The 20,713-nt window shown below is 58.8% G+C and carries 20 protein-coding genes and 1 other RNA gene; 13 read left to right on the top strand and 8 right to left on the bottom strand.

Features of this window, described 5'->3' with window-relative positions:
• Positions 1-12 precede the first annotated feature (12 nt).
• From Q666_RS51640 to arsH, 3 genes are read left to right on the top strand one after another with little or no spacing between them, the layout of a single operon-like run.
• Positions 13-351, top strand: a complete 339-nt coding sequence (locus tag Q666_RS51640) for a metalloregulator ArsR/SmtB family transcription factor (protein WP_023000467.1) — start codon at positions 13-15, stop codon at positions 349-351.
• Positions 352-367: 16 nt separating this feature from the next.
• Positions 368-781 (top strand): arsenate reductase (glutaredoxin), encoded by a 414-nt coding sequence (gene arsC / locus Q666_RS51635; RefSeq protein ID WP_023000468.1) that lies wholly within the window; start codon positions 368-370, stop codon positions 779-781.
• A complete protein-coding gene (arsH, locus tag Q666_RS51630) occupies positions 774-1,514 on the top strand; it encodes an arsenical resistance protein ArsH (RefSeq protein WP_023000469.1) in 741 nt (246 codons plus the stop codon). The genes arsC and arsH overlap by 8 nt, the downstream gene beginning before the upstream one ends.
• A gap of 18 nt (positions 1,515-1,532) precedes the next feature.
• Here arsH and Q666_RS64965 read toward each other — a convergent pair whose 3' ends face one another.
• Positions 1,533-3,737, bottom strand: coding sequence for a bifunctional diguanylate cyclase/phosphodiesterase (locus tag Q666_RS64965; RefSeq protein ID WP_023000470.1), 2,205 nt, complete (start codon positions 3,735-3,737; stop codon positions 1,533-1,535).
• Between the two features lie 366 nt (positions 3,738-4,103).
• Between Q666_RS64965 and Q666_RS51620 the strand changes: the two genes are divergently transcribed.
• The 3 genes from Q666_RS51620 (at position 4,104) to Q666_RS51610 (ending at position 6,570) form a co-directional block, all read left to right on the top strand.
• Positions 4,104-4,796: a DnaJ family molecular chaperone gene (locus tag Q666_RS51620; RefSeq protein WP_023000471.1), complete on the top strand. Its 693-nt coding sequence runs from the start codon at positions 4,104-4,106 to the stop codon at positions 4,794-4,796.
• Positions 4,793-5,557 (top strand): N-acetylmuramoyl-L-alanine amidase, encoded by a 765-nt coding sequence (locus Q666_RS51615; protein ID WP_023000472.1) that lies wholly within the window; start codon positions 4,793-4,795, stop codon positions 5,555-5,557. The genes Q666_RS51620 and Q666_RS51615 overlap by 4 nt, the downstream gene beginning before the upstream one ends.
• Before the next feature lie 413 nt (positions 5,558-5,970).
• Positions 5,971-6,570: a lytic transglycosylase domain-containing protein gene (locus tag Q666_RS51610; protein ID WP_023000473.1), complete on the top strand. Its 600-nt coding sequence runs from the start codon at positions 5,971-5,973 to the stop codon at positions 6,568-6,570.
• An 89-nt stretch (positions 6,571-6,659) separates the two neighbouring features.
• On the opposite strand, the gene Q666_RS51605 is transcribed toward Q666_RS51610, so the two are convergent.
• Entirely contained in the window at positions 6,660-7,334 is a 675-nt protein-coding gene (locus Q666_RS51605) for a pyridoxamine 5'-phosphate oxidase family protein (RefSeq protein WP_023000474.1), read from the bottom strand.
• 84 nt (positions 7,335-7,418) lie between these two features.
• On the opposite strand from Q666_RS51605, the gene Q666_RS51600 reads away from it, so the two are divergent.
• Positions 7,419-8,891, top strand: coding sequence for a PLP-dependent aminotransferase family protein (locus Q666_RS51600; RefSeq protein ID WP_023000475.1), 1,473 nt, complete (start codon positions 7,419-7,421; stop codon positions 8,889-8,891).
• 11 nt (positions 8,892-8,902) lie between these two features.
• Here the strand turns inward: Q666_RS51600 and Q666_RS51595 are convergent, their stop codons facing one another.
• The 4 genes from Q666_RS51595 to Q666_RS51580 all read right to left on the bottom strand — a co-directional run bounded on the left by Q666_RS51595 (position 8,903) and on the right by Q666_RS51580 (position 12,637).
• Complete coding sequence (locus Q666_RS51595) at positions 8,903-9,553, bottom strand: 3-oxoacid CoA-transferase subunit B (protein ID WP_023000476.1); 651 nt, start codon at positions 9,551-9,553, stop codon at positions 8,903-8,905.
• Positions 9,553-10,206 (bottom strand): 3-oxoacid CoA-transferase subunit A, encoded by a 654-nt coding sequence (locus tag Q666_RS51590; protein WP_023000477.1) that lies wholly within the window; start codon positions 10,204-10,206, stop codon positions 9,553-9,555. Before Q666_RS51590 ends, Q666_RS51595 begins: the two co-directional genes overlap by 1 nt.
• A 130-nt stretch (positions 10,207-10,336) precedes the next feature.
• On the bottom strand, positions 10,337-12,022 hold the full coding sequence (locus Q666_RS51585; RefSeq protein WP_023000478.1) for a methyl-accepting chemotaxis protein: 1,686 nt from the start codon (positions 12,020-12,022) through the stop codon (positions 10,337-10,339).
• A gap of 12 nt (positions 12,023-12,034) precedes the next feature.
• Complete coding sequence (locus Q666_RS51580) at positions 12,035-12,637, bottom strand: hypothetical protein (protein ID WP_035908842.1); 603 nt, start codon at positions 12,635-12,637, stop codon at positions 12,035-12,037.
• A gap of 428 nt (positions 12,638-13,065) precedes the next feature.
• Between Q666_RS51580 and rnpB the strand changes: the two genes are divergently transcribed.
• An RNA gene (rnpB, locus tag Q666_RS65000) (RNase P RNA component class A) lies at positions 13,066-13,488 on the top strand.
• A 13-nt stretch (positions 13,489-13,501) separates the two neighbouring features.
• Here rnpB and Q666_RS51575 read toward each other — a convergent pair.
• A complete protein-coding gene (locus Q666_RS51575) occupies positions 13,502-14,989 on the bottom strand; it encodes an NAD(P)/FAD-dependent oxidoreductase (RefSeq protein ID WP_023000480.1) in 1,488 nt (495 codons plus the stop codon).
• 94 nt (positions 14,990-15,083) lie between these two features.
• The gene (locus Q666_RS51570) at positions 15,084-15,530 is read right to left on the bottom strand and encodes a cupin domain-containing protein (protein WP_031269111.1); all 447 of its coding nucleotides are present in this window, start codon (positions 15,528-15,530) and stop codon (positions 15,084-15,086) included.
• A gap of 125 nt (positions 15,531-15,655) precedes the next feature.
• Here Q666_RS51570 and Q666_RS51565 point away from each other — a divergent pair, with 125 nt between their 5' ends.
• The 5 genes from Q666_RS51565 (at position 15,656) to Q666_RS51545 (ending at position 20,705) form a co-directional block, all read left to right on the top strand.
• Positions 15,656-16,708: an AraC family transcriptional regulator gene (locus tag Q666_RS51565; protein WP_023000482.1), complete on the top strand. Its 1,053-nt coding sequence runs from the start codon at positions 15,656-15,658 to the stop codon at positions 16,706-16,708.
• Positions 16,709-17,122: 414 nt separating this feature from the next.
• Complete coding sequence (locus tag Q666_RS51560; protein ID WP_023000484.1) at positions 17,123-17,590, top strand: cell division protein MraZ; 468 nt, start codon at positions 17,123-17,125, stop codon at positions 17,588-17,590.
• Positions 17,587-18,627, top strand: a complete 1,041-nt coding sequence (gene rsmH, locus Q666_RS51555) for a 16S rRNA (cytosine(1402)-N(4))-methyltransferase RsmH (RefSeq protein ID WP_023000485.1) — start codon at positions 17,587-17,589, stop codon at positions 18,625-18,627. Before Q666_RS51560 ends, rsmH begins: the two co-directional genes overlap by 4 nt.
• A gap of 1 nt (position 18,628) precedes the next feature.
• Positions 18,629-18,982: a hypothetical protein gene (locus Q666_RS51550; RefSeq protein WP_023000486.1), complete on the top strand. Its 354-nt coding sequence runs from the start codon at positions 18,629-18,631 to the stop codon at positions 18,980-18,982.
• Between the two features lie 10 nt (positions 18,983-18,992).
• On the top strand, positions 18,993-20,705 hold the full coding sequence (locus Q666_RS51545) for a penicillin-binding protein 2 (protein ID WP_023014553.1): 1,713 nt from the start codon (positions 18,993-18,995) through the stop codon (positions 20,703-20,705).
• Positions 20,706-20,713: the final 8 nt, after the last annotated feature.

The following is a 20,713-nucleotide window of genomic DNA, read 5'->3' as shown; positions in this document are numbered from 1 at the left end:
TAGTATCGAATTATGGAAGATCAGGAAGCAGTCTCTGCGTTGGGCGCCTTGGCACAGGAAGACCGGCTGGCGGCGTTCCGGTTGCTGATGACGGTCGGGCCAGATGGCTTGCCGTCCGGCTCGGTTGCCGAGCGACTGGACATACAGCCAACCAGGATGTCGTTTCATCTGACCACGTTGGAACGGGCCGGGCTGCTGACGACCCGCCGGGAGGGCAGGCATATCCTTTATGCGGTCGACTATGACCGCATGCGGAACCTTCTGGGTTTTCTGATGGAAGACTGCTGCGGCAACGATCCCGCTGTCTGCTGTTTTCCGGCCGCAGATTTTAAGAAACCTTCGGGACTTTGACAGGACGATACCTCACATGAGCATGACGATTTATCACAACCCGAAATGCGGCACGTCCCGCAACACGCTGGAAATGATCCGTAAATCCGGCGTTGAGCCGCAGGTTATCGAATATCTGAAAACACCGCCGAGCCGCGAAGAACTCGTTGACCTCATCAAGCGCACCGGTCTTCCGGTGCGGGACATCCTTCGCCAGAAGGGAACGCCCTATGATGAATTGGGTCTCGGTGAAGACAGGTGGACGGACGACCAACTGATCGATTTCATGATGGAACATCCGATCCTGATCAACAGGCCGATCGTGGTGTCAGAAAAAGGCGTCCGCCTGTGCCGTCCCTCCGAGAAGGTGCTGGATCTGTTGCCAAAGGATATCGGGTCTTTCACCAAGGAAGACGGCGAAGTGGTTTCGTCCGGAGCGTCAGATGTCTGAGGCGAAAAGTTCGCATGCAGACTTGAAGAATGTGACGGCGGCAGATTTCCAGGAAATCAACCGGGAGAAGTTGCAGGTTCCAACAGGACCATCGCATCCACCTCGGATATTGCTGCTCTACGGTTCCCTGCGCGAGCGGTCCTACAGCCGCTTCCTCGTACACGAAGCACAAAGGCTGCTGCAGGCTTATGGTGCGGAGACCCGGATCTACGATCCATCAGGTCTGCCGCTTCCCGATGACAGTGGTGCCGATCATCCCAAAGTCACCGAACTGAGAAATCTATGTGCCTGGTCCGAAGGACAGGTCTGGTGCTCTCCCGAACGCCATGGGGCAATGACCGGTGTACTCAAGTCGCAGATTGACTGGATCCCGCTGAGTTTTGGCGCCATCCGGCCGACACAGGGCAAGACACTGGCCTTGATGCAGGTTTCGGGAGGTTCGCAGTCTTTCAATGCGGTCAACCAGATGCGTGTCCTCGGCCGCTGGATGCGGATGGTTACCATCCCCAATCAGTCGTCGGTGCCCAAGGCCTACCAGGAATTTGACGATGATGGCCGGATGAAACCATCAGCCCTTTACGACCGGGTGGTCGATGTCATGGAAGAGCTCGTCAAGTTCACGCTGCTGGTTCGTGGCCGATCGGACTATCTTGTCGATCGTTACTCCGAACGCAAGGCAGACCGCGAGCGGCAGTCGGCCGCTCAGGATGCCGCAGCCGGGGTTAGCCTCTGAAAACCTGCAATCGCGGTTTCAGCCTGCAGTCTGCAAGGGGACCTGCTCAATCTGCGACGTCGGGTCCTCGCTTTCCCCTCCGATAGCCGGTTGCGGGCCAGCGGGTCTAACGCTCTTGGCAAGTTTGGGGGCAAGGCGAATGCGCGGTGGCACCTGGGCCGGCGTCGCTTGTTGCTGCATTCGGGGGAACCAGCGTCTACCGGCTGGGCTGAGTGGAAACACCGGATACGCGGCCTCGTGTTTTGCAACGGTATCAGGCTTGCCGAACAGGAAACCCTGGACGAGATCGCATCCGGCTGCGCTCAGCAGTATGGCCTGTTCCTCGGTTTCGACACCTTCCGCGGTAATCGTAACATCCAGCGAGCGGCCGAGGCCCACGATCGACGTCACGATGGCGTCGGTACTGGCATCCTTGCCGAGGTTCTGGATGAAGGCCTTGTCGATCTTGATCTTGTCGAAGGGAAACAGGCTCAGGTAGCTCAGAGATGAATAGCCGGTTCCGAAATCGTCCATGGCGATAGAAACACCCATGTCGCGGATCTGCTGAAGCGTCTCGATGACGGCGTCCGTGTTCGAAATCAGCAGGCTCTCGGTGATTTCAATTTCAAGCCGTTTGGGGTCTAGACGGGAATTCTGAAGCGCCTGGGCAACGCGTTTCTGGGTTTCGCCGGCAATGAACTGAGCGGGAGAAACATTGACTGCGACCTTGCGCGAGCGGTCCTGCCATAACGCTGCTTCGCGGCAGGCGTGGTTGAGGACCCATGTTCCGATTTCCTCGATAAGGCCCGTGTCTTCTGCAATCGGGATGAAATCGTCCGGCCGGATGATACCCTTGGTGGGATGGTCCCAGCGGATCAGCGCCTCATAGCCTTTCAGTGTTCCGTCCTTCAGCGCATATTGCGGCTGATAGAGCAACTTGAACTGGTTGAACTTGAGCGCTTTGGCGAGGCCTTCTTCCACTTCCTTGCGTTTCTGCGCCTCTGCATCAAGGCTTTGTGTGTACCACGAGAAGGTGGAACGCCCGCTGTGTTTGGCCCGATATAGAGCAAGGTCCGCGCAATGAAGCAAACGAGAGGAACGCCAGGAGCCGTCGGTTGCCCTTGCTAGACCAATGGACAGCGAAATCCTGATGTCCTTGCCGTCGATCGTGCAGGGAGCTTCAGTGGCGGCAATCATGTCCGTTGCAAGTCGGGTCATGCGGGCGGGGTCGGACAAGGATGTCAGCATGACAGCAAATTCATCGCCTGAAAGGCGGGCGACCAGGTGGTTTCCGAAAACCGCCTTCAGGCGCTCCCCCACGATCTGAAGAAAAACGTCGCCGATGCCATGACCATAGGTGTCGTTGATTTCCTTGAACTTGTCGACGTCGATCAGCATGACGCCGATATTGGAAGCCTTGGCCTGTGCAAGGCGCAGCGCTTCGGTCAGGCGCGCGTTGAAGACGGCGCGGTTCGGCAAACCGGTCAGCGTGTCGTGATGCGCCAGATACTGAATGTCTCTGCTGGTCTGGAGCTGGTCATAGAAGCGCAGCCAGAGGAGAATGCCAGCAAACATGAAGGAGGCCAGGCAAAGGCCGCCAATCGCGGCACTGATCAACCAGATCAGCGGCGTGAGGCCATTCAGGATTTCCGACTGGGTCACCAACAGCAAGAGCCCCGGAAAGTCCGGGGAGGCTCCTTCGGGACGGTAGGCAATCAGTGCATTCGCCCCAAACGTTCCGTGCCACGACATGTCCGGGATGGCAACGAGCGGGCTGTTGCCGTTCAGAGCGGCCTTGGCCTGCGAGATCGTATTGCTGGTACGAAGCCGCCCTTCACTATGCCAGTGAATTTTCACCGGTGAGGGGCGCTGGAGGCTGGATCCGGTTGGCGCAGGGAAGATCGCGACCGCGTCCAGTACCTTGGATGTGTCCAGAGCCTGGCCGGCATTGCGTTGCAATTCGCCAACCAGGTCGTTCGACTTCCGGCTGTCGGCAGAAGCCTCTTCGGTCAGCCGCAATGCGGGCATGTCGGCTGCCGGTTCGGTTTCGATCCGGCTCGCCAATGACTGCAGGATCGAGTTGAAAGTCTTTTCCTGCGGCAGGAAAGCTTGTTCAAGACCCCGGACGACCAGCCAGTGTGTTAGAAGCCGATTGCTCGCGTAGACACCCAGCGCCAGCGTCAGCACCAGCGACATGGAAATGAAAAAAATGACAATGTTGCTTCTTCCCAGGGGGACTGCCATCCGGCGAGGAACCATCTTGCGAACACGAGTCGCGAAAGGCTAAGCGTAATTCCTTTAACCATCATGAATCGCAAGCTTGCTCAAACCCAAGGGAAACCCGCGGAAAATGGCGGGGTAGGCCTGGCTGTGCGCAAACTGCGGAGCTGTGTTGCAGTGGTCCATTCGAAGGTCCAAAACATTCGCGCTCGGGAACTCGGTTTTCGCTCGTCCAGGGGCGCGACCAGCTGAAGCACCAATGGGGACAGGCGAGCGTTGATCTGGTCAAATCCGGCCCATGCCGATAAGAGTCTGCAACGCATCGATTCATGCGGTTCACGGCAAGCTTTCCTGCCTGCCTTTTCCCACCGGCCCAGCGGGAGCTGAAGTGTGAGTGTCTGGAGTAGCCTCGGCGCTATTGTAAGTTCGATCGGAACAGGAGGGGCGCAGATCGTCGACCGTCTGGTCCAGCTCGTGCTTGCGCGGCCGGAGGGGACCAACAGTGTCGGCTTCACCGTTGCGATGATTGCGCTGTCGGCCAAGATGGCCAAGGCCGATGGTGTGGTGACCACCGATGAAATTATCGCTTTCCGCGAACTTTTCGATGTACCGCCCAACGAAGAACGCAATGTCGCCCGCCTGTTCAATCTGGCGCAGGAAGACATTGCCGGCTTCGAGGTCTATGCCAAGAAACTGGCGGATCTGTTCCCTTACGACCGCAAGACGCTGCTCGACATTCTGGATGGGCTTTTTCACATTGCGAAAGCTGACGGCGTCGTCCACGAAAGCGAAATAGGCTACCTTTCCAGAGTGGCGGAGGTCTTCGGGATCGATGACCGGGAGTTTTCCAGGATACTCGCCAGACATGTGCGCAATGATGGCAACCCCTACGAGGTGCTGGGTTTGGGACCGGAGGCAAGTGACGGGGAACTCAAGTCCCATTACCGCCGCGAGGTCCAGGAAACGCATCCCGACCGGCTGATCGCAAGAGGCGTTCCGGAGGAGTTCGTCAGGATTGCGAATGATCGTCTTGCGGCGCTGAACGAAGCCTGGGCGAAGATCTGCGCGGAAAGAGGCATATGAGCGTTGCGACTGATACCGGTGTGAAGGCCAGGGTCCATCCGTCTCCCAACCACGGACAGCGGGCGCAGGGAGCCCCTGTGGATATGGTCGTGCTCCATTATACCGGCATGCCGACCGGCGAAGAAGCCTTGCAGCGCCTATGTGATCCTCGTTCGGAAGTCTCCGCCCACTATGTCGTCAACGAGGATGGCAGCATCCTGCAATGCGTGCCTGAATCCCGCAGGGCCTGGCATGCGGGGCGCAGCTTCTGGAAAGGCGAGACCGACATCAATTCCCGATCGATCGGCGTCGAGATCGTCAATCCGGGGCATGAGCACGGCTATCAACCGTTTCCGGAGCCACAGATCGAAGCCGTTGTCGCGCTCGTTGGCGATATCTGTGCCCGTCACGGGATCCATCCGTGGATGGTCCTGGCGCATTCGGATATTGCTCCTGCCCGGAAGGAAGACCCGGGTGAACTGTTCCCATGGGATCGCCTGTCAGAAGCCGGCATCGGTTTATATGTAAAACCGTTTCCACTCGGGGCGGGTCTGTTGATGCAGGAGGGCGATAGCGGCCAGCCTGTTGAAGCGGTGCAGTCGATGCTCGCACTCTATGGCTACGAGCTGGACATCACCGGGGACTTCGACTTGAAGACACGCCAGGTGGTTGCCGCGTTTCAACGCCATTTCCGACCAGAGAAGGTTGACGGTGTCGTCGATCAATCGACCATCGAAACGTTGCATGCGCTGCTGCGCAAGCTGCCTTCCCTGTCAGCCTGATCGAACGGTCGGTTTGGTTTTCTTGTGCGGTTACGAGTTCGGACCAACGAATTAAACGCGCAGTCAACAAAATTAGTTCCCGCAACGCAGCATTTTTAGGCGCCTCTGCGCCACAAGTGGTCACAGAATTTCTTCTGATGGCCCATCCATTGCCGAATTGCTTGCTAATTTTGGCCACAAACTACAGAAAATGACTAAGAACAGCATTAAATTCCTGTAATTTTATGTAATAATTTGAAATAATTCGTGATGTATTAGCGCCCATTTTCGTCCAATAGCTCCGGCATTTCTCCCGCCTGATTTCAACGCAACGAAAACCAAAAGGGCTGGACTGAATGTTACGGTCATTCAAGACACTTACTGGGGCGCTGTGCCTTTTCGCCTATGCAACCACTCTTGCAGCACCGGCTGCAATGGCTAAAGGTACGGGTTCCGGGTCGGAGCCGATCCTCCATATCATCGACCCGGACAAGAAGAGCGAACCTGCCGAAGCCAAGCCGTCGGTCGGCTCTGGTTCCAAACCGATCCTGCACATCATTGAATCGAGCAAGCAGGAAACGCAGGAAAAACCTGCCAAGAAGACAAGAACTGCCAGCCTGACGCGCAAGGTGTCCCCGAAGCGGACGGCTGTTGTCAGCAACGACAAATACGCCAAGCTCATCCGAAAGGCCGCCGCCAAACATGGTGTGCCGGTCAAGATCGCCAAGGCAGTGGTCCAGGTGGAGAGCAACTTCAATCCGCGTGCACGCGGCAGCGCCGGTGAAGTCGGTCTGATGCAGATCAAGCCGGCAACCGCACGTGGCATCGGCTACCGCGGGTCGACCAAGGCGCTCTATGACCCCGAAACCAATCTGGAATGGGGCATGAAGTACCTTGCCGGCGCGCACAAGAAGGCGGGCGGCGACGTTTGTGGTACCATCTTGCGCTACAATGCCGGCCATTTCGCTAAGCGGATGAACCCGGTCAGCAAGCGCTACTGTTCCAAGGTCAAGCAGATCCTGGCCTCCAGCTAAAAGCAGCAGGGCGGTCAGCCGTGGGCAAACTGAAAACCCCGCCGGGATTTCCGGCGGGGTTTTCTTTTTGTGCGCTGAAGGCTGTCAGCTTATGCGAATTTCCTGCGGGCGGCTGGAACCGACGCAGGAACCGGCGTTTCGCCAGGCACATCAGGTGCCGATAGGGGCTGGCCGAGTGCGGTCACCACAGGCACCACACCAGCCCATATATCGGTCCCGAGATCTTCCTTGTCGTCCACCGGTCCGCCGGTGCGGACCTTCGTGCTGACATGGTCGATATCCATGACAAGCACACCGGTTGCCTTGTGTTCCTTCGGCATCATTTCGCGGCATTCATCCCAGCGGCCAGGCAGAAGATGGTCGGTGATAGCGGCCAGAGCCTCGATCTGTTCCTGTTCGCTTTCGACAAGCCTCGCCGTGCCATGCACGATCGCGCAGCGATAGTTCATGGAATGATGGAAAGCGGAACGCGCGACCACCAGACCATCCACAAGTGTAACGGTAAGGCTCGCCGGTACGCCTTCCGCGTTTGACTTGATGATGCGGGTGGTGCTCGCTCCATGAATATAGATGCGGTCGTCGATCCGGGCATATGCCATCGGGATCACCATCGGTCGGTCTTCGTGAATGAAGCCGCAATGAGCGACAAGGCCCGCATCCAGGATGTCGTAGGCAACGGTCCTGTCGTATCCGCCGCGGTTCATCTGGCGGATCTTGGCATAACGGGGCAGATCCGCTGCCTGGCGTTTTTCCAGAGTGGACATGGTCTCGTCTCCAATTGACTGTTTGTCTTGTGTTGTGCTGTTTGTCCGATAAATTGGCTCCAAAGAAGGTCCGGTTTTTGGAAAATGACAGAACCAGTTTTTCCTGAAGGCATCCTGTCTCTTGAGCGGTCGGCTGACGTGCCATTGTCGGAACAGATCTATCGCGGCTTTCGTGACGCCGTGCGCACAGGCTTGCTGCGCTCGGGAACAAGGTTGCCATCCACGCGGCGGTTGGCGGCGTCGCTCAACGTTGGACGCAACACCGTCAACACGGCTTATGACCTTCTGCAAGCCGAAGGCGTGATCACCGTGCGCACCGGCGCTGCTCCCCGCATTACCGAAGGGCTGGTGCTGGAAGGTGTGCAGGCGCAGTGCAAGGTGGAAGCATCCGGGCTGAAGCTGTCGCAACGAGGCAGGACATTGAGTGCCAACTTGCGCGGCGAGGGGTGGGCCTATCGCCAGGGAGGCTTGCAACCGGGTGCGCCGGCACTTGATCTGTTTCCCTACGAGGAATGGGCAAGATCACTGCGCAGGGCCGCCCGGCTCGAACGCAGCGCGGATCTCCACTATCAGAATTTTGCCGGTCTTGAGGTGCTCAAGCGGCAGATCGCCCGGCACCTTGCGGCCGAACGCGGGGTTCGGGCTGACCCTCATAGGATTCTTGTCACCAGTTCAACACAGGCCAGCCTGACGATGCTCAGCCAGGTGCTCACTGATCCGGGTGACGACGTTTGGCTGGAAGAACCAGGCTACCTCGGCGCGCGGACGGCCTTTTCCGGGGCAGGTCTGACGATCCGGCCGCTGCCAACCGACGGCGAGGGCGCGGACGCGTCGAAGATGGCCCATCTGGATCAGCCGCCGAAGCTGATCTACGTCACACCGTCCCATCACTATCCCCTTGGAGCACGCATGCCCTTGGCGAGGCGTCTGATGCTTCTTGATGTTGCCCGTACCTGCGGCGCGGTGATCCTGGAAGACGACTATGACAGCGAGTTCCTGTTCGAGGGCCGGCCTGTGGCTGCGCTGCACGGACTGGCGGACGAGGGACAGGTTGTCTACATGGGCACGTTCGCGAAGAGCCTGCTCCCCGGGCTCCGGATTGCCTATTGCGTCGTGCCTGAGGTTCTTGTGGCCCCGCTCACCCAGACCATGCGCAATATCGGCTGTTCTGCCAATGTTCAGGCCCAGGCTGCACTCGCACACTTCATGGATTGCGGGGCCTATCAGAAGCACCTGAAACAGATCCGCCCGGTCTATCTGGAGCGGGGGACGATGCTCGCGGGCGCGTTACGGCAGAGGCTGGGCAATCGTGTCGAAGTTGCGCCTCTTACAGGCAATGTGCAGTTGACGGTCATGTTCCGGGAGCCCGTCAACGATATTGCCCTTGCAGTCGCCATGCAGGACCGCGGCTTTGCCGTTTCACCGCTCAGCAATTGTTATCTAGCCGAAGGAGGGCGGCCGGGGCTTATTGTCGGCTTTGCCGGTGCAAATGCACGGCAGATCGAGGAGGGCGTGGACGCCCTTGCCGGTTTGCTTGGTACTGGACACGCGTATTGACCAGTCTTCCTTCAAAGCCGCATGGTCGGGACGTCCCCGTGAACGATCAGCGAGGCTTCTGTTGCGGAGATGACATCATCGACACTCAGGCCGGGGCCCGTTTCTCGCAAGACGAGGCCGTCGTCGGTCGGTTCGATCACGGCCATTTCCGTCACGATCAGGCTGACACGACGGCGAGCTGTCAGGGGAAGTGTGCATTCCTTCAGGATCTTGGGGTGACCCTTGGCCGTGTGAACCATTGCGACGATCACCTGTTTGGCGCCGGCCACAAGATCCATTGCCCCGCCCATGCCTGGAACCATCTTGCCCGGGATCATCCAGTTCGCGAGATAGCCACGTTCGTCCACCTGCAAGCCGCCGAGAACCGTCATGTCCAGATGGCCGCCGCGGATCAGGCCGAAGCTCATGGCGCTGTCGATGGAGGCAGCTCCCGGAACGGCGGTCACGAAACCGCCGCCGGCATCGGTGAGGTCGGGGTCTTCCATCCCTTCCGGCGGGCGGGCACCCAGGCCGATCACACCGTTTTCGGCCTGAAAGAAGACATGCACTTCCTTCGGCAGGTAGTTGGCCACAAGTGACGGCAGGCCGATGCCGAGATTGACCAGCGTACCGGCCTTGATTTCCTGTGCCACGCGGCGGGCGATGATTTCCTTGTCGTCCATCAGGCGGCCCTTTCCAGAAGATGATCGACGAGAATGCCGGGTGTTTTCACGCTATCTGGCGAAATCACACCCACGGGCACGATCGTGTGCGGTTCCGCGATAACGGTCTTGCCCGCCAGAGCCATGGTCGGGTTGAAATTGTGGGCGGTGAGGGAATACTCCAGATTGCCGACGTAGTCCGCCCGGTAGGCGGCCAGAAGGGCGAAATCGCCATGGATGGGGGTCTCCAGAAGATAGTCCTTGCCGTCGACGGTGATCTTCTGCTTGCCTTCCTCAACGAGCGTGCCAATGCCGGTCGGGGTCAGGATGCCACCCAGACCGACGCCGGCCGCCCGGATGCGTTCGACCAAGGTTCCCTGCGGAACCAGTTCGACATCAATCTCGCCGGATATCATCTTCTGCTGGGTTTCCGGGTTGAGGCCGATGTGCGAAGCGATCACCCTTGAAACCGAACCTGCGCTGACGAGCTTGCCGATGCCACGACCCGGCATGGCCGTGTCATTGGCCACAATCGTCAGGTTTCTGGTGCCTTTCGCCACGATGGCGTCAATCAACCGGTGGGGCGAACCCACCCCCATGAAACCTCCCACCAGCAGGGTGGCTCCGTCTGGAATGAGGTCCGCAGCTTCCTGCGTCTTGATCGCGTGTTTCACGAAAACGTCCCCCGGAATGAAATCCTAAGGGGACGTTAGCCGCTGGCGTCGCACAAGAGAAATGAAGTTTGTGCGACGCAGTATTTTTACCGAGACCGTGAAACCCATTACAGGGCTCGATCAAGGCTGGTTACGCTGCCCGCACCTTGCCCAGGAAGTCCTGCATGGCGTGGCGCAGTGTATTGGACTGTTCATGCAATTCGCCGACAGCCGCATTCATGTCCGAGCTCAGGTTTGCCGTTTCGCTGGCAGCGCCACTGACCTCGGAAATGGATCTCGAAACGCTTTCGGTACCCTGTGCGGCTTCGGAGACGCTGCTGGCGATTTCGGTCGTTGCCAGGTTCTGTTCTTCCGCTGCACCGGACATGGCGTGCGTGTTTTCCGAAATCTTCTGGACGAGACCGGCAACAGACTCGGTTGCTTCTGTCGAAGCATCCGCGGCCTGGCGCATTTCCGTGATCTGCCGGTCGATTTCCTCCGTCGCCTTGGATGTCTGTTCCGCGAGTGCCTTGACCTCGGATGCAACAACGGCAAAGCCCTTTCCGGCCTCGCCGGCACGGGCAGCTTCAATGGTCGCGTTGAGGGCGAGCAGGTTGGTTTGTTCGGCAATATCAGTGATCAGCTTCGTAACGTCGCCGATGCGCGAAACCACCTGCTGTACCGTTGCCACGGCTTCGTTGGATCGCCCAACTTCATGTTCCGCTTCCTGGGCGATTTCCGAGGATGATCGCACCTGTTCCGTGATTGCACGGATGGAAGCTGAAAGTTCCTCTGTCGCGCTGGCAACGGTATTCACGTTGGTGGTTGCCTGTTCTGCTGCTGCCGAAACGGCCAGGGCCTGGTCCGTGGTGTTGTTGGCAATCGTTGACAGTGATCCGGCGGAACTGGTCAGCGCATCCAGTCGTGTAATCATCCCGTCGCAGATGTTGAGGACAGTTGCTTCGAAGTCGCTGGCAACCTTCTCCATTTCCTCGCGCTTGATGCGTTCGGCGTTGATGCGTTCCGCTTCAGCCTGTTGCTCAAGTTCGCGTGTGCGGATCAGGTTTTCGCGGAAGACGCCGAGCGCGCGGCCGAGAAGACCGATTTCGTCCTTACGGTCGCTGATATCAACCGTCTGAGACGTGTCTCCGGCCGACAGCTTGTCGGTTATGACGGACAGTCTCGATAGCGGCGCTGAAATCGCGATGTGATTGAGGAAGCCGAGGATCATCGCAAGCACGGTGAGGATCAGTGTGCTGGAGAGCGAGACGATCTGGACCGTGTTCAGTGACCTGTTCTGGGCAATAACCGATTTCTGCCGTTCCGCATCAACTGCGTCGGCAAGCTGTCGGCTTTGCTGCTGAACAGCTGACAAAAGACCCGAGCTTTCCGGTGTCAGGTCAATCGCACGCGCCATGTCGACCGTCTCCGGTGTGCGCATCAGTTCGATCTGGCGTGCGGCAATCTGGCTGTACCAGGTTTCCCAGCTTGATTTCAGTTCGGAGAGATGAGTTTGGAATTCAGGCAGGCTTGCGTCGACAAGTGAGCCGACTTCCGAAAAACCTGTCTGAATTTCATCGTTCAGATCCTGGGACCGGGTGAGAAGATCACGGTTGCCGGTTAGCAGGAAGGATTTCACCGACAGAGCCTGCGCTGCGATCTTTTCCGTGAGTTCAGCCGTTTCCACGTTGAGATCCGACAGGTTGTTTGCTGTCTTGACTTCATCCAGAGCCGAATGCGTCTGATAGGCACTCATGCCACCGGCCACTGCGCCGACCAATGCGAGCGTCAGGAAACCTGCGGCGATCTTTTTGCTGACGGATAGATTTTTGAACATGGTATTTCCCGCTTAGGATCCCGTACCCTGACGACGCATCAGTTCGGTCAGGTTGAATTCGACTGTTGCAGCCCCGATGGCTTTCTTGGTTTCGGGGTCAGTGATCGTCATGTTGAGCTGGGCACGCCAGATCTTGCTGCCGTCGTCCCATTCCGGTTCGTCGATGAAAACGGTTTCAGGGCCGTTCGGGAAGGTCTTCTGGAACTTGGCCTCGTCTCCCTGCCAGTAGTCGCTGGTAATCGCACTTTGCCCGACGTTCAGACCGTTCGCGTCCATGACGAAGATTTCTGGGTAGAGGCCGAGGGACCCTGCCTGAACGCGCAGGAGATAGATCGACAAGGGGGCGGACAAGGTCGCGGAAATCAGGGGCTTGTCCGCTGCCTCGCGTTCCTGTCGCCATTGGGCGTCCAGTGCGTCGATGTCTGCCTGGGAAAGAGATCCGCGCAAATTGTTTTGTGCGTTGATCGACAAGGCGACAATCGGGTTGGAAAGCCATTCGGCAACGGCTTCCACAATCTCCGGCTGGATCAACGCTTTCGCATCGGGCGGTGTTTCCGCAGCCTGGGCTGCAGTTGCCAGCATGATCGCAGGCAGGAAGACGCACAGTTGACGCATTTTTAGCTCCATGTTTGTTCCCATTACCTTCCGTCACATGGGTTTCTTATTGCTTAATATTTGGGCAATGGCGGGAAAAAGTTTTTATCTTTCGAAGATCGAGTAAAAATTTATATTGGTAATTTTTGCAATAATTAGAATTACTTTCCTCTTTTCGCCGTTCCGGGGTTGGCGGGTTTTGCCGCAGGCTCCTGGGTGTCTGGCCCGATGGCACCTTGACAGTTTTGCCAGCCTATAGCCCTGCAAGAGCTAGCTTGCGTGAGGATTGTGAAGCGTGCGAACGGGTGAGGCGGGGCGCGAAGTCGCAGCCGCCAGTTGACGGCAGGTCGGCGGAATGACACAGGACGGGGACGCTATCCCGGGAATTCGCGCTGCACGGCATCGACTGTCGCTTGACCTTGTCCGCAAAGCCTCCTAAGTCCCATGCGCCAGTCGGTCGGACAGCCGCTGCCGCAAGTGCCGAAAGGCCGCGGGGGAGGAAAGTCCGGGCTCCATGGAAACACGGTGCCGGGTAACGCCCGGCGAGGGCGACCTTAGGGAAAGTGCCACAGAAAGCAAACCGCCCCGGACAGATCGAGAGATTTTCCCGGGGTAAGGGTGAAAGGGTGGGGTAAGAGCCCACCGCGCAACTGGCAACAGCGGCGGCATGGTAAACCCCACCGGGAGCAAAACCGAATAGGGACAGCGCGAACCGGAGCGATCCGGTTCAGGCCGGTTTCCAGGCCAGTTGTCCGGGTTGGTTGCGATAGGCGTCTGGCAACAGACGTCACAGATGAATGGCTGTCACGTCCGCTTCAGGTCTCGTATCTGGCCGGGCCATACAGAACCCGGCTTACAGGCCGGCTGGCTCTTAACCTTCCCTGTTCAGCCCGCTGCATATTGCGGCGTGCTGCCAAGAAATGTCCCGTAAGCTTCCGCGTTCGGGTAGGAAAACTGCTCCGCCAACGGGTTTGCGCGTTTTCGCTTGGCAGCCCCCATATCCGCCAGCAGTTCGTCGAAGTGCCGGAAGTGGAAGGGGGCAGAGCAAAGACCGCCATAGACCTGGGCAGCCGGCCGTTCCCGCCGCCGCCAGTGGAGCATCTGGTCGATGTTGGTGCGCATTTCCCTATCCGTCGGCTGATGAGCCAGTTGCCCATCGGCATAGCGAACCAGCCAGTTGGCAATCATTTCCGCCGACAGCACGGTGCAAAAGCTGGAGTTGAAGCCGACAAACCCCATGTCGGGCAGGTCCGGGTTCACGGACAAACGGTAGACCCTGTATTGCCCGTCGGGCTCAATCAGTTTGTCCCGGTATTCCTTCGCCAGATAGGGAATGCCGAGTTTCCAGCCCACGGCCAGCACAGCCAGATCACAGGGCAGTGCTTCTCCCGTGGACAGGATGACATTGCCATTCTCATAGCGCTCGAAGGTTCCCCGAACCGGGCGGATGCTGCCCGCTTCAAAACCTTCGAAAAGCCCCGGTGTCACGATCGGCAACGAACAGGAGGCGTCCTTTTCGATCGGGATATCCGGAACCATGTCCCATTTCTTCAACTTGAGCTGAAACTTGAGCAGGGTTTCCAGCCCTCTGAAATTTGCCCAGATCAACGGCTTGAAGGCAGCATAGACCGCTTTTGCAAGGCCGGTCTGGCCCCAGCCGTTGAACTGCTGTTCCTGGGCGCGCATGTAGAGCAGGCGTTTGAAATTGATGCCACCGACAAAATAAGGCACGCGCCAGACGGGTTCCCTGTAAACCAGCGTAACCGATTTCGCACCGTTTCTGGCGGCGTTGACCACCAGGTCGGTCGCGGATTTGGAGCCGCCGAGGACGATCACATGTTTGCCCCGCGCCATGCTGCTGTCGGTATAGTCCGAGCTGTGCAGCACCTGGCCGCCGGCGGCCTCGAAGGCTTCTTGCCCAGGGTGGGAAATGACGTTCTTGTCCGAAAACTGGCCGGTGCAGATGGCGACGAAGTCGAAGTCTTCGCACCAGGTTCTGCCGGCCGCCTCAAGTGTCAGTGTCCAGCCCGGATTGCCATCCTTGCGGCGATCCATGGACAGGACATTGGTGTTCAGCCGGAACAGGCGGCCGAGTTTGTGTTTTGTCGCATAGGCATGCAAATAGGCATGTACCTGAGGCCCTTTCGGCCATTCTGGATAGTCGTCCGGCATGGGCAGGTCGGTGAAGCGGTAAAGGTCCTTGGGCGACTGGGTCTGCACGTCCGGATAGGACCGCGACAGTTCCCAGACACCACCGAAATCGTGGCTTCGCTCGAAGCCCATCACCCTGTGCCCGCGTTCGTCAAAGGCTTTTGCAGCCGCAAGCCCGCTCACGCCGCCGCCGATTACGGCGACAGTCTTGCGTTTCGTCATTCTCGATGTCCTCTCGCCTCAGGGGTGGCCGGCAGTCTGGTATCTGCCGGTAATACACCCCGTCACTTCAAAAGCTGGATCTGGCCGTGTTGGCTCAGGCCTGATCGGGAGGCGGCAGAAAGTCGACCTCGTGCAAGGCGGAAAGCCGGACCAGTTCAGCCGGATCTGTCACGCCGTCGAGCGCGCCGAAGAGTTCGAAGAGTTTACGGGACGGCGCAACACCGAAGACACAGGTGGCCGTCTTGCCGGACCTGTTGAAGATGCCGTGGGCTTCACCCATCGGCATGCGGATCGTGTCGCCCGCCTTTGCCTTGTGGGTCTGACCACCCATTTCGACTTCCAGCTCCCCTTCCAGCATCACGATCCATTCGTCCTGGGTCGGATGTATGTGAGGCGGGACAAAGGTCTCCGCCGGAATGAGCGCATGCCAGATGAAGGCGTTGCCGCTCAGGAGTTTCGGCGTATAGGTGTGCCCGACCACATTCCAGCTGATATTGTCCAGTCCCGCGTTAGCTGCGGTAATGCCTGCGCCATCTTGCATGATTGTTCCCCTCATCGCTCATTTGGTGCGCTTTGGTCTTCCGACAGGAGAAAGGCTAAGCGTGGCTCGATGGATTTCTTTATCCAGAAAGCGAAATTACTTGGCCGGATGCAGTAAAATGACGCATGGCACACAAGGTGGCGCTTGAAAGGGCCTCGCAGCAGCGGCATGCTTCCACAATGTTGTCTCAGGCAGAAAGCAAAACGCCGCTCGATCGCTTCAAATGCTTCGAAACCACGGATGTGGACGAAGCCAGGGAAATCGTTGCCCGTCACTTCTGCAATCATCGCCTGGGACGTTTTTCGGCATCCGACAGGTTTGATGCCTGCCAGAACCGGGCGCGTGGACAGCATCTGTCTCTCAACTACCTGCGGTATGGCGCTGATGTGGCGATCGAGCCAGGAGAACTTGCCGAGTTCTACCTGATCCAGCTTCCAATTGCCGGCACGGCTGAGGTCCGCAATGGTTGTCGTTCCATGGTGTCCACGCCGAGGGTTGCCTCCATTCTCAATCCGGACCGGCACACAGCCATGCGCTGGCATGCCGGCTGCCAGCAGATCCTTCTTCAGATCGAGACCGGTTTCCTGCAGGAAGTTGCAAGCAGAATGGCCGGTGTGAGTGTTGGTCAGGTTCGCTTCGAACCCGAATTCAATCTTCTGTCTCGCGCTGGTGCTGCCTGGCGTCGTCGCTTGCGCGGTGTTCTGGGCGCAGTCGAGGAAGGGCGGGTTTTTCAGGGGGAAGGGAGCCCGGAACAACGCCACCTGGAAGAAGCCCTTGTCGGAGCGCTGCTGGAATTTCAGCCGAACACCGCGTCGCCGCTTCTGGAACGGCGGGAGACCGGCAGGTCACCGGCCATCCTGAAGCGTGCGGTCAGCCTGATCGGCGAGCGTTTTGCCGACGACATCAGTCTTCTGGATATCAGTACCCACGCAGGAACCTCGCCCCGGAACCTTCAATTGCAGTTCCGGCAGGAATACGGCTGTACTCCGCTTCAGTACCTCCAGGACGTCCGGTTGAGTTACGCACGGCACCTGTTGTTGTCGGAGGGGCACAGTCTGCCCGTGGCAGAGGTGGCCTACCGGTCCGGCCACCGGCACCTGGGCCGGTTCTCGGTTGCCTACCGGGAGCGGTTCGGCGAGACACCAGGGGCCACGGGTCGGGCGCTCAGGTTCGGTTGAGACACTCGCCACGAAGGCGGTTTTCTTTCTCCACAAGTCTTTCCAGATAGGCAGAAATTGCCGGTTTTCCGGGCTTCGATGCGGAAAACCTCCGTATTCCTGCGAATCCGATTCTCCAATTGTGTCAAGGCTTCATTAAGCATGTTTGCCTTAAGGTCTTTCGACGGGGTCGTGTGCGATCAAATCGAGCCGGAATCCATGAGATTCCATTGACCGCCCATGATTTCCCATGGTATCCCATAAATACCCAGAATGGGGAGCGCGGGCCCATCTCAGTAGGGTCATGGACATCGATTTAACGGTTCTGAAAGTGCCGTTTTTGCAAATTGCGTGTCCGGGCAAGTTGCCGGCCTTCCTCTCATTTACGGGTGAACTTGGGATTTGAACGGGTGGGGACCCGTTTCGAGGGGATGAATGGCCGGCTTTGTTTCTCACTTTACCAACCGGCTGGATGCCAAGGGTCGCGTGTCGATCCCGGCGCCCTTCCGTACGGTATTGGCGAGAGATGGATTTGAAGGCCTATATTGCATTGCTTCTTCACACTGCGCGGCTGTCGACGCGGGCGGAAACGATCTGCTTGCTGAAATCAACAAGCGCTCGGAAGCCTTTGCAAAGCTCTCTCCCGATCATGATGCACTGGCGATCGCCCTGTTCGGTGCCAGTGAAAACCCGAGGATCGATGGGGATGGCCGCATGACCATTTCCGACATGATCCGCGAACACACCGGAATTACCGACCAGGTCACCTTCGTCGGCATGAATTACAAGTTCCAGATCTGGGAACCTGAAAAGTTTCGCGAGTACCGCGCAGAGGCCCAACGGCGTGCGCTCGCGATGCTGTCGGGGCAAAGCTCCGCATCCTCTCAGGGAGAGCCGGTATGATGGCGCTCGGCGACAGAGACGTTGCTCCTGACGCTGGCGGACCCGAGCGCCATGTGCCGGTTCTCCTGAAAGAGGTTCTGGAGTGGCTTGCACCGCAGCCCGGCGAGGTGATTGTCGACGGTACTTTCGGTGCCGGAGGTTATTCCCGCGCAATTCTGGAGCGTGGTGCCCATGTGATCGGTATCGACCGGGATCCGGACGCGATTGCCGGCGGGCAGGAGCTTGTGAAGGCTTCCGAAGGCCGGCTGATGCTCGTGCCGGGTCAATTTGCGGGTCTTGAAACGCATGCCCGCGGTTGCGGTTTCGATGGTGTCGACGGTGTGGTTCTCGATCTCGGCGTTTCTTCCATGCAGCTTGATGAGGCTGATCGCGGCTTTTCATTCCTGCGCGATGGGCCGTTGGACATGCGTATGGAGCAGGCCGGGCCATCGGCTGCGGATGTCGTCAATGAGCTGCCAGTGAAGGATCTGATCCGCGTCATCGGTCTGTTGGGCGAGGAAAAGCGGGCGACGACAGTTGCGCACGCCATCGACAGGGCCCGCAAGGAAAAGCCATTCACCCGGACCCTGGAGCTGGCGAACCTCATCGAAAAGGTGCTTGGCCGGTCACCCAAGAAGGCACAGATCCATCCGGCAACGCGAACCTTCCAGGCGCTGCGGATTTATGTGAACGGCGAGTTGCATCAGGCGGCTGAAGCGCTGGGCGCGGCCGAGCGGATTCTGAAGCCGGGCGGACGCCTTGTGCTGGTGAGTTTCCATTCCCTCGAAGACCGTATCGTCAAGCGGTTCTTCCAGGATCGGACCCGGACCCGCGGTGGCGGATCACGACATATGCCGGAGGAAGACGTGCCTCCGGCGACATTCGAATTGTTGACGCGCAAGGCGGTGGAAGCTGCCGACGCTGAAACGGACATCAATCCGCGGGCAAGATCCGCGAAGCTTCGGGCCGGGCGGCGGACCGAAGCTGAGGCGCGAGAGCTGGACATCCATCAGGCGGGTGTCCCACGTCTCGCAGCCTTCCATGGGCTAGGGGGCTAATATGGTTCGAACGCTGAACATCGTGTTCATACTGGCGGTCGTGATCGGCGCGGCGACGGTCTATGACATGAAGCTCGCAGCGACGAAGTCTGCGGAAAAGGTTGCCGATCTGAAGCGGCAGATCGATGAGGAGCGCGACTCCATTCGTCATCTGAAGGCGGAGTGGAGCCTTCTCAACAAGCCGGACCGGCTGCAGTCCCTTGTCGAACGCTATAACGATTATCTTCTTCTTGAACCGCTTGATGTGAAGCAGATCGTGACAACGGAAGATCTCCCGGCGCGTCCTGTGATGCTGGAGCCAATCGGTGGCAGTCAGATGGGCGGCTATGCCGGCTCGTCTGCTGTGATCCAGTGAGGGCGCGGTCATGACGATGGTTAGTGAACCGGCCAGCTTCCTTCAGGTAAGACGGGCTCATCCGCGGGCGACAAGGGACTCCGTCTCCGCCAGCGCAGTCAAATCCCGTGTCTATGTGGCCATGCTTGCCTTTGCCTGCGTCTATGTTGCGATCGCGGGCCGGCTGGTCATGCTGGCGCAAATGGAAGAGGCGCCGTCCCATGCCTGGATTTCGGCGCAGGATTCCGTTGCCGCCTCCCGTCCGGACCTTATCGACAGGAACGGCGAGATCCTTGCTACCGACATCAAGACGGCTTCGCTCTACGCTGAACCGCGCCGCATCATGGATGTGGATGAGGCGGTCGAGGGGTTGATCCGTATCGTGCCGGATCTGAACGAGGGTCTGGTGCGTCGCCGCCTGGAAAGCGGCGCCGGCTTCGTCTGGCTGAAACGTGAAATGACACCGCAGCAGGCCGAAAGAGTACACAATCTCGGCCTGCCGGGTATCGGCTTCCTTTCGGAAAATCAGCGTTTCTACCCGGGTGGGCCGACCGCGGGCCATATCGTTGGTTCCGTCAACGTCGACAATCAGGGCCTCGCCGGGATCGAAAAATACATCGATGACTCCTGGTTGAGGGACCTTCAATCGCTTGGCTTTACGTCGGACCGGACGATGGAGCCGGTGAAGCTGTCCGTCGACCTGCGCGTCCAGCATGTCGTGCGCGATGAGCTCGTGAAGGCGATGGAACGCTACAAGGCGATCGCCGCGGCCGGTATCGTTCTGGATGTGAAGACCGGCGAAGTGGTCGCCATGTCCTCTCTGCCGGACTACGACCCGAACGACCGGGCGCAGGCCCTGGAAAAAGACCGCCTGAACCGGGCAACCGGTGGTGTCTTTGAAATGGGATCGGTCTTCAAGACCTTCACCACCGCGATGGCACTGGATTCGGGGGCTGTTTCGATCAATGACAGCTTCGATGCGACCCGTCCGATCAGGGCTGGCGGCCGCACGATTTCGGATTTCCACGGGAAACACCGCATCCTGTCGGTGCCTGAAATCTTCATCTATTCATCCAACATTGGCACCGCAAAAATGATGCTGGCGACCGGTATTGCGCGCCAGCAGGACTTCCTGAAGCGCCTGCACCTGACTGACCGTCTGCAGACCGAGTTGCCGGAAAATGCAGCGCCGCTGTTGCCGCCGAAATGGAACGAGCTGGCGGCGATGACCATCTCGTTCGGGCACGGTATCTCGGTAACGCCGATGCAGACCGCCGTTGCCGCCGCAGCGCTGGTGAATGGTGGCGTCCTGCTTCCGCCAACCTTCCTGCCGAGAAGCCCCGAAGACGTGCAAAAGCTTGGCAAACAAGTCGTTTCTCCGGAAACGAGCCGCATGATGCGTTATCTCTTCAGGCTGAACGTGCTCTCCGGTTCGGGCCGCCGGGCCGATGTCCCGGGCTACACGGTCGGTGGCAAGACGGGCACTGCGGAGAAGATCGAGAACGGTCGATATGTCAACAACAAGCGCCGCAACTCGTTCCTGTCGGCCTTCCCGATGGACGACCCGCGCTACGTGGTTCTGGTCGTTATCGACGAGCCGAAACCGGAACGCGACGGCATTGGTGCGACGGCTGGTCTGAACGCCGCGCCGATGGTTGGCGCAATCGTTCGCCGCTCGGCTCCCATGCTTGGTGTGATGCCGCGGTTCAGCAAAGGGGATGAACCAATCGAGATTTCCTATTAAGGAGACGA

Origin of the sequence: Labrenzia sp. C1B70, assembly GCF_000475395.1 — a bacterium.
GTDB lineage: Bacteria > Pseudomonadota > Alphaproteobacteria > Rhizobiales > Stappiaceae > Roseibium > Roseibium algicola.
The sequence above is the reverse complement of the archived record's forward strand: the minus strand, read 5'-3'. Positions and strand labels throughout refer to the sequence as shown.